The organism is Streptomyces sp. NPDC060027 (assembly GCF_042737005.1).
Lineage (GTDB): Bacteria > Actinomycetota > Actinomycetes > Streptomycetales > Streptomycetaceae > Streptomyces.
The window spans coordinates 1-7,803 of record NZ_JBHWVI010000308.1; the positions used below are offsets into that span (position 1 = coordinate 1).

A 7,803-nucleotide genomic window follows, 5' to 3' on the forward strand; every position below is an offset into this window, starting at 1 on the left:
TTTCTGTGTCGGGGAGCACTGACGGACGGCACCCTTTTCCTCAACGCTTCCGTGGCACCGCGGACCGTAGTGCTGAGATCGGCGGAACCAGCCGCTGGTATCTGATGCCGCCCGGCGATGGTTCGCACGGCGCGTCAGCTCTCCGCACCTGCTTGATCTACGTGTGCGCGAGCGTCCCGGCATGCTCCACAAGCGCACCTCCGGCGCTCGCCCGCGAAGGGAAGACCCTGGGCAACACGCGCGATCCTCAGGAACCGACCAGGGCCTCGCTGACGGCGTTGAGGAAATCGTCGAGATCCTTCGGCGTCCGGGACGTGACCAGGGTGTAGCCGTTTGCGCTGTCGCTGACGACAGGTTCGTCGACCCAGTCCTTGGCACCCGCGTTGCGGGCATCGGTGCGCACTGAAGGATAGGAGGTCAGGGTCTTGTCCTGCAGGACGTCGGCTTCCACCAGGGCCCAGGGTCCGTGACAGATCGCAGCGATCGGGCGACCCGACGCCGCGAACGCCCGGATCGTTTCAAGGGCCTTGGGCTGCAGGCGGAGTTGGTCGGCGTTGATCGTGCCGCCAGGGATCAGCAGCAGTTGATGCGCGCCCGGATCCACTGTCTCGAGCGTGGTGGTGGGCTCCACCGTCTCGCCGGGGTCCCGGTCGCCCACCAGCGTCTGGATGGGCTCGGGAGTCACGGCGGCGATGGTGACGTCCGCGCCGTCATCCCGTAGCCGGCGGACCGGCACCAGCAACTCGTCCTGCTCAACTCCGTAGTTGGTAACGAGTACCAGGACCCGGTGCCCGTTGAACGGCTTGTCGGACATGGTGATGCTCCTTCTCGTCCCGGGTGGGGCATGGCGCAGCGATCGCGCGCCGGATCCCGCTCAGGTGACCGTTCACGCCGCCTCTGCTGTCGATGTCAATGCTCCATGGCCTGCTGGGCGGCTTCCGTCTCGGTGGTGGCATCGGCTGTGGTGAGCGTGCCGCCTGCGGTCTCCAGATGCGCCCGGACGAACCACTGGAACTGCTCCAGGTCGCGCAGTTGCTCGATCAGCAGGTCCTCGGTGACCGGGTCGATCTCCCCCGCCGTCTTGACCGCGGCGCGCAGGTCCTCGATCAGTCCGGTGTACACGAGGTCGAGTGCGCCGAGGTGGGCGATGGCGTCGGCGCGGCCCACGCTGTAGTCCTTCCAGGTGCGCTCTTCGACCAGCACGCCCGGGGTGCCGTGGGCGATGCCCCCCAGGGCGGCGAGGCGCTCGGCGACGTCGTCCGCCATGGCGCGAACACGGTCGACCTGCGGGTCGAGCATTTCGTGCACGGCGATGAAGTGCGGGCCCACCACGTTCCAGTGGACGTGCTTGAGCGTGAGGTGGAGATCGTTGAGGGCATGCAGGCGCTGCTGGAGCACCTCGATGAGCGAGCCGGCATCCTGCACGGTGAGGCCCGGGACGGTGTAGCGGGGGGTGACCTCGGAAGGCATAACCTTGTCTCCTGTTCTCGTGCGGTTTGCCCCCTTCCGGTACCCGTGATCGAAGGACACAACCACCGCGGCCTCATCCGGACCAGACAGCCCTCCCGCCTCGCCGGACTGCGCGACCTTTGACACCTGGTGTCAGGTCGGCTTCACCGGGTCCAGTGGCTCAGGGCCGCGGTGACGGACGGAATCGAGGCCTTGCAGTGCGGATGCATTGCAGGGAGGCGAGGAGATCCGCGAGGCCGCCGGGAGCCCGCCCGCGCAGGCGGGCCGCAGTGTGCACGGCGTGCTGGTCGGTACGGGCGACCCGGTGGCCCGCCGCGAACAGCCGGGCTGCGAGGTCGCGGTCTTCGCCGGTAGGCAGGGGTTCGAAGCCGCCCACCCGCAGGTAGGCGGCGGCGGACACACCCAGGTTCGCGCCGTGGACGTGCGGGTGCTCCCACACCGGCTCCGTCTCCTTGAGAGGACGGGTGCGGAAGTAGTCGGCGGCGTCGTGACGGGCCACATGCAGGAAGGGGAACGGCTCGCCTTCGAGCGCCTCCAGCACGGCTGCAGCGGCGCGGCCGGGCGGCGGTCGGGTGGCCCGCGCACTTCGTCGGGTGGTCCCGGCCGCTCAGTCGGTCGCTGGACCGGCCGGCCGGGCAGTGCGGCGCTGGGCCCGGATGGCTTCCTCCAGGGCGATGCGGATACCAAGGTTGAGTTCGCCGCAGGACGCCCAGGCGGTGAGGAGTCCGGCGATGCGGAGCAGCGTGAGGTTGGTGCGCTGGGAGACTTCCGTCAGCACGGTCCGCGCCTGGTCAGCGGGTAGGCGCCCGAGTGCCATCACAATGCCCACCGCCTGGTCCCTCACCGTGTTCACGCCGGGGTTCTGCGGCATGCTCGGTCGCTCTTGCAGCGCGCCCACCTCATGTGCGGTGGCAGCGGTGCGCTGGATGGTGGTAGCCGACTGCTCGGAGTCCGGGTCACCCTTTCGGTCTTGGCCGGAGGCCAACAGCTCCCGCATCCGACTCGCCTCCTCGTTGATCTGGACCGATCGCCGGGCTCCTGTTCCAGCTCCTCCCTCACCTGGATCCGCGGTGCATTTCAATGGAGTTCCGCCTCGCAGATGGGTGAAGGAGTATCGGCCTGCACTATTGCCGTGAGTTGCTCACTGCGGGCCCGCTGCGGCCGCTGTTGCGCTCGCGGCCAGCCGTGCCACTCGATGACCCGGCCCGCCGGGCTTCCGTCGACCCGCACCTGACGGTCGGCGCGTGAGCCTTCCTGGCCGCTTCGCGGTCGACGCCGACGTCGAAGGAGGAGCCGGTCGCGCCCGGGGTGTCGCCGAGGCTGTACCCGTTCGTCGCCGACAGCCGGTTCGGCCTCCAGCGAGAGGGTGCTGAGGCTCTCCAGCGCCTCCAGGCCTGCGGCGACCTCCTCCTCGGTGAGGCGACGTGTGTGCGGCGATCCTGTGCGCCATGAAAGGCCACAAGGCCGCCAACTCATCACGCACGCCGTCGCGTTCCGGGCCAGCCTCCAGTTCCACCAAGCGCGCGAAGAGCGCAGTGGACTCCGGGCAGTCCTCGTGACGGCTCCGCTCGAGGACGGGGCGGGAGACGGAGGCGCTGTTGCCGGGACGGCCCGCGGTCATATCAGTGAGCACTGGGTTCGCTCCTGAACGGTGGGGGTGCCGTGCGCGGAACCGAATGCCCGGGCATGGCAAGAGCGGGTTGTCATGGTTCGCCGTGTGGGGATCTGCCTGGCCGGAGGAAAGCGCAGCAGGCGGGGTGATCCCTGCTCGGCGTGCGCCTCCGGTCCGAAGCGCTAATGCGCGCGTGCCCCGCGGTCACGGCAGCAAACATCGCCCCCAAAGGTCACGCAGCCCCTCCTGGGCCGCATGCCGAGAGTGCGCCGCAGTCGCTCGTACTCCGCTCGTTCGACATGGTCCAAAGAGCGGCCCGGCCTGTGGCGGCCGTGTTCGTGCGGGCCGGAGGCGGCGGGCGGGTCCATGGGAACTCCCTCCGCGCGCAGTCCTCGGCGTGTCACGGCGGTATGCGCCCTGCGGGGCGGGAGCTACCGAACCGCTGTCTCTCCATCGTCGTTCATCGGCAACGAGCGCGCAGCCTGCCCAGGAGCTCCCCCGTGCGTTCGCCCCCTGGTCATGACCTGGTTGCCGCATGCTGCCCATGTGTTTCCCGAAGATCGGGGCGGGCTCGGTCTGGATCCGGCCCGCGCGATCACCTGCCGATGATCCCGTCACCTGCCGCAGCGTCTGCTGCGGGCAGCAGGAACGGTCACGGCCGTTCACGCTCCGTTCCCTCAGATCACCCGTCCCATGACGGGCAGAACGCCCCGGACAGACGCCGGTCGCAAGGTCACAGGAACATCCGCAGACGGCCGCCTGCTGTGCGCTTCAGGCTGGAATCCGTCCGGCCATCTCCTCAGCCCGAGGAGTGCTCGAGGGTGCTTCCATTCCCTCCGACGGCGCCATGGCCGGGGTCGATGCCTCACGGTGCCGCGCCCGCCCATCGCGGCTTGCGCGGTCAGGTCAGCCCGCCTGGCCGGAGGAGGCGATGTCCTGGAGGTCGACGGTTTCACCGGCGGACGGCTTCTGCGGGTTCACGGCCTTGTTGTAGTCGCTGAACGTGGCGGTGTTGGGGCTTTTCCCGCCGCTGGTGGTGGTGCGCAGAATGTAGGGCTTGCCCTCGGTCGCCACGAAAAGCGTCAGCGCCTCGCCGCCGGCCACCTTCTTCGTCAGCCGGATGGCCTGCTTGCCGCCCACGGTCGTCGTGGACGCCTTCTTCAGGCCCTTACGCTCGGACTTGTCCTCGTCCATCGATGCCACGATCCCCTGCTTGTCGCACAGACCCTCGGTCGTGGAGTCGTCGGTCGGCACCTTCACCCACTTGTCCTTCAGCTTCGGAACGAGCGTGCCGCGCCGTGGCTGGCCCTTGAGGGCGTTCCTCCAGTACCCCTCGTCCCCCCGCAGATAGAGCGTGGCATCGACGTGGCGCACTTCAGCCGTCGTACCAGCCGTCTTCACCGTGCCCTCGCAGTTCTTGCGCTGGTCCACCGACAGATCCACCTCCAGCGCTTCCCCTGCGGTCTGCCTCACCGTGCCGCTCACATGCATCGATTCGGCCTGCCTGGTCGCCTTCACCGCCTCAGCGGCGATCTGGTCAGCGCTCTTGCCGGCGAAGGGCTGATCCTCAGCATCGGAGTCGCTACCGCAGCCGGCCAGAACTAATACGGAAACTCCCGCGACCCCCGCCATCGCTATTGCACGGTTGCCGTTCATCAAGTCCCCTCCTCGAGGAGCGACGTGTCTCCGGGCATATCCGCGGCCCTGACGGCCGCAGATCATCCCGAATACCCCGCTCGACCACCAATTCACCGGAGCAAGGAATTCCCTTTCTTCTGCATCACCTCAGAGGCCGGCTCGGCCTTGGCGCGATCCCCAACACGCGGTAGCCCAGTCCGTGTCCGAGTTCGGCACCGCGCTGACGGATGCCGCGCGTTGTGAGGGACGGACGCCGGAGAAGCGCCCGACTGCGTCACCGGGAGTCGTCGTCACTTCGGAGACCCCGGCCTTGCCCTCGGCGACGGCGAACGACCACACGTCGTCGCCCCGCACATGCAGCGCAGCATGCGGGTCGCGCCGCAGGTGCTCGACCTTGACGCGGTCGGCTGTCGTCGAGAACCGCACGACGCGGCATTTCTGGCGTTCCATCAGCCCGACCCACTGGCTTTCGCAGCAGGCCCCTGGACCTCCAGGGGGCGGGTGGTGCGGTTGCGGGGTGTCGTGTCTTCCACCGGTGCGTGGTGTCTGCCGACGGCGGGCGTCGCGGTTCCCCCGACCGGCCGATCTGCCATTCGAGCAGGCCCGGGTCGGACTGGCCCACGCGGTCACGAAAGTGGATGCGGTTGCCTTCTGCACCGCCGGGCCCGTCGTCGTCCGCAACGGCCGCATGGACCAGCTCGCACGGCCTTCTCCGCCATCTGCACGGCGGTGATGGCGAGCACAGGACTGGCCTGCGGGTTGCTGGGAACCGCAGAAGACAGACGCTGCGTTCGGCGCACAGGGATCACCCGGGCCGGGGGAAGAGGTGGGAGCGATGGACGAGGCTCAAAAGTCATTGCTGGACGGGCTCACCGTGGACAAGAGCAGACCGGAGCAGCCGGTTCTGCTGGACGGGGCCGGCCGGTCGATCGCGACGTGGCGGGAGAACTATCCCTATGACCGCAAGATCCGGCGCAAGGAGTATGAGCGGCAAAAGCGGGTCCTGCAGATCGAGATGCTCAAGCTGCAGCGCTGGGCGAAGGACACAGGTGCTCGCCTGATCGTCGTCTGCGAAGGACGCGACGCCGCGGGCAAGGGCGGCACAATCCACCGGTTCACCGAACGGCTCAACCCCCGCAGCGCCCGCATCGTCGCCCTGGACAAGCCCACCGAACGAGAAGCGGGACAGTGGTACTTCCAACGCTACGCCGCGCACCTGCCCTCACCGGGCGAGATCGTGTTCTTCGACCGCTCCTGGTACAACCGGGCCGGTGTGGAGCGCGTCATGAACTACTGCACCAAGTCCGAGTACGAGCTCTTCCTCCGGCAGTGCCCACGCTTCGAGGAGATGCTCATCGAAGACCGCATCGTGCTGGTGAAGTTCTGGTTCTCCGTCTCCCGAAGCGAGCAGCACACCCGCTTCGCCATCCGCCAGGTCGACCCCGTGCGGCAATGGAAACTCTCCCCCACCGACCTCGACTCCTTGGATCACTGGGACGACTACACCGTTGCAAAGGTCGAGATGTTCCGCGCCACCGACACCGAACACGCCCCCTGGACCGTCGTGAAGAGCAACGACAAGCGCCGCGCCCGCCTCGAGGCCATGCGCAGCCTCCTCGCCCGCATCCACTACACCAGCAAGAACACCGAAGCGGTCGGAACGCCGGACCCGCTCATCGTCGGCCCGGCCGACACCCTCCTCGAGCCCGGAGAGGAGGAGTCCGTCCTCTCCCCCACCCCTCTGGCGCCCCACGCCGAAGGACCTGGACAGCACCCGGGCGGATGACCCGAGATCGTGCGCCGGCGACACAAGCGACGCGCTCGACAGACCCTGGCGGAGGGCTCTTCGGGATGTTGGCCCCGTCGAGATGGTGATGGTGAAAGGCCTGGTTGACGGGGGTTCAGGCGGGACGTTGAGTGGTGCGGCGTGGTGGGCCGGCCCGCCCGGCTTCGGGGGCTCAGACGCCGCAGGGACAGGGTGACCGCCCCGCACGCGCCCTCGTGGGCCGCAGGCACATCACGGGTCGTCCCGGTCACGATCCTCCTGGGCGCCGCCCTGGGCTGCACCGCGGACATCATCGGCCGCACGGTGATCGCTCCGGCCCAGCTCGGCGCGGGCCTGATGACAGCCGTTATCAAAGCGCCGTACTTCCTGTACCTGCGGGCCGCAGCCGCCACGGACCACGACCGGTCCCGGCCCCGGTCCGCGAAGGGAACACCACCCTGTCGCCGTCCCGCGTGCCGTCTGTGCGCCCTGGTCGCCGTCCCCGAACGGCGACCAGGGCGCTCGGCGTGAGGTGTCACCACGGGTGGGAGCACATCCAACCCCCGTGCCATGAAGGCCACGGGGATTGCGGGGTTGTCCCTGACCCGGACGGCCAGTTCGTCTGCGCCGCTGCGGACGGACGACGTGCGGCCTGGATCATCGCAGTTGTCACGTAGTACTTCGCAGAGGCAGCACCGTTCGCCGGCGCGGGCCGCTGGAGATGCCCCGTCAGGTCCGGAGCGGCTCAACCACACGTCAAAAGGCCATGCAGCCGCACACTCTGCAACTGACCCCGGGGCGGGTGTCCTTGGCCGCCCCCGTCCGTCAGTCGCCGATCCAGGCGTCGACCATCTCCAGGTGCTCAACCGCGGGCTCGGGCGGACGGAAGCCCAGCGCCGCGGTGACCACCCGGTCCACGACCGGGTGCAGACGCTCCTCGACGAACCTCTTCCAGTCGGCCTCCGACTCCCACACATCGGTGTACCGCAGCCCGCCGGGTGTGCGGTGGACGAGGTGGGCCACCAGCCCCGGGGGCTTGTCCGGTCCCAGTCCTTCCCTGATGCGTGCGTAGGTGGCCGGGTCGATCGGCACCTCGAAGGTGAACGCGTACGTCACGGGACCACATCCCTCATATTCAACCGAAGCCATTTCGGATGAATATGGCTAGCATCGGTCGTGTGGAGAGACCGGTCAAGAGGCAGTACGACACGAGCCGCCGCCGGGCGGCGGCGCAGGCGACCCGGCAGGCGATCCTGGACGCGGCGACGCGGCTGTTCGCCGAACGCGGCTACGCGGCGACCACGATGGCGCAGCTCGC

General features: G+C 68.7%; 8 protein-coding genes and 2 pseudogenes. 3 read left to right on the forward strand and 7 right to left on the reverse strand.

The genetic code is table 11. From position 1 onward, the window contains the following. Positions 1–247: 247 nt before the first annotated feature. From ACFWBT_RS39705 to ACFWBT_RS39730, 6 genes and pseudogenes are all read right to left on the reverse strand, one after another. A complete protein-coding gene (locus ACFWBT_RS39705) occupies positions 248–814 on the reverse strand; it encodes a type 1 glutamine amidotransferase domain-containing protein (protein WP_385708748.1) in 567 nt (188 codons plus the stop codon). Positions 815–909: 95 nt separating this feature from the next. Continuing rightward, on the reverse strand, positions 910–1,470 hold the full coding sequence (locus ACFWBT_RS39710) for a Dps family protein (RefSeq protein ID WP_385708751.1): 561 nt from the start codon (positions 1,468–1,470) through the stop codon (positions 910–912). 160 nt (positions 1,471–1,630) lie between these two features. Then, positions 1,631–2,011, reverse strand: coding sequence for a glycosyltransferase (locus ACFWBT_RS39715; RefSeq protein WP_385708754.1), 381 nt, complete (start codon positions 2,009–2,011; stop codon positions 1,631–1,633). Between the two features lie 66 nt (positions 2,012–2,077). Continuing rightward, a complete protein-coding gene (locus ACFWBT_RS39720; RefSeq protein ID WP_385708757.1) occupies positions 2,078–2,467 on the reverse strand; it encodes an ANTAR domain-containing protein in 390 nt (129 codons plus the stop codon). Positions 2,468–3,988: 1,521 nt separating this feature from the next. Next, complete coding sequence (locus ACFWBT_RS39725) at positions 3,989–4,738, reverse strand: hypothetical protein (RefSeq protein ID WP_385708760.1); 750 nt, start codon at positions 4,736–4,738, stop codon at positions 3,989–3,991. A gap of 243 nt (positions 4,739–4,981) precedes the next feature. Continuing rightward, positions 4,982–5,158: pseudogene (locus tag ACFWBT_RS39730) on the reverse strand (PPOX class F420-dependent oxidoreductase); the annotation flags it as partial. 397 nt (positions 5,159–5,555) lie between these two features. On the opposite strand from ACFWBT_RS39730, the gene ppk2 reads away from it, so the two are divergent. Together ppk2 and ACFWBT_RS39740 are read left to right on the forward strand one after the other, a co-directional pair. Next, the gene (gene ppk2 / locus ACFWBT_RS39735) at positions 5,556–6,506 is read left to right on the forward strand and encodes a polyphosphate kinase 2 (RefSeq protein ID WP_385708763.1); all 951 of its coding nucleotides are present in this window, start codon (positions 5,556–5,558) and stop codon (positions 6,504–6,506) included. Positions 6,507–6,709: 203 nt separating this feature from the next. Then, a pseudogene (locus ACFWBT_RS39740) lies at positions 6,710–6,881 on the forward strand (iron chelate uptake ABC transporter family permease subunit); the annotation flags it as partial. Between the two features lie 429 nt (positions 6,882–7,310). Here the strand turns inward: ACFWBT_RS39740 and ACFWBT_RS39745 are convergent. Continuing rightward, positions 7,311–7,601 (reverse strand): hypothetical protein, encoded by a 291-nt coding sequence (locus ACFWBT_RS39745; RefSeq protein WP_385708766.1) that lies wholly within the window; start codon positions 7,599–7,601, stop codon positions 7,311–7,313. Positions 7,602–7,645: 44 nt separating this feature from the next. Between ACFWBT_RS39745 and ACFWBT_RS39750 the strand changes: the two genes are divergently transcribed. Continuing rightward, positions 7,646–7,803, forward strand: a 158-nt coding sequence (locus ACFWBT_RS39750) for a TetR family transcriptional regulator (RefSeq protein ID WP_385708769.1), incomplete at its 3' end; no start/stop codon positions are given.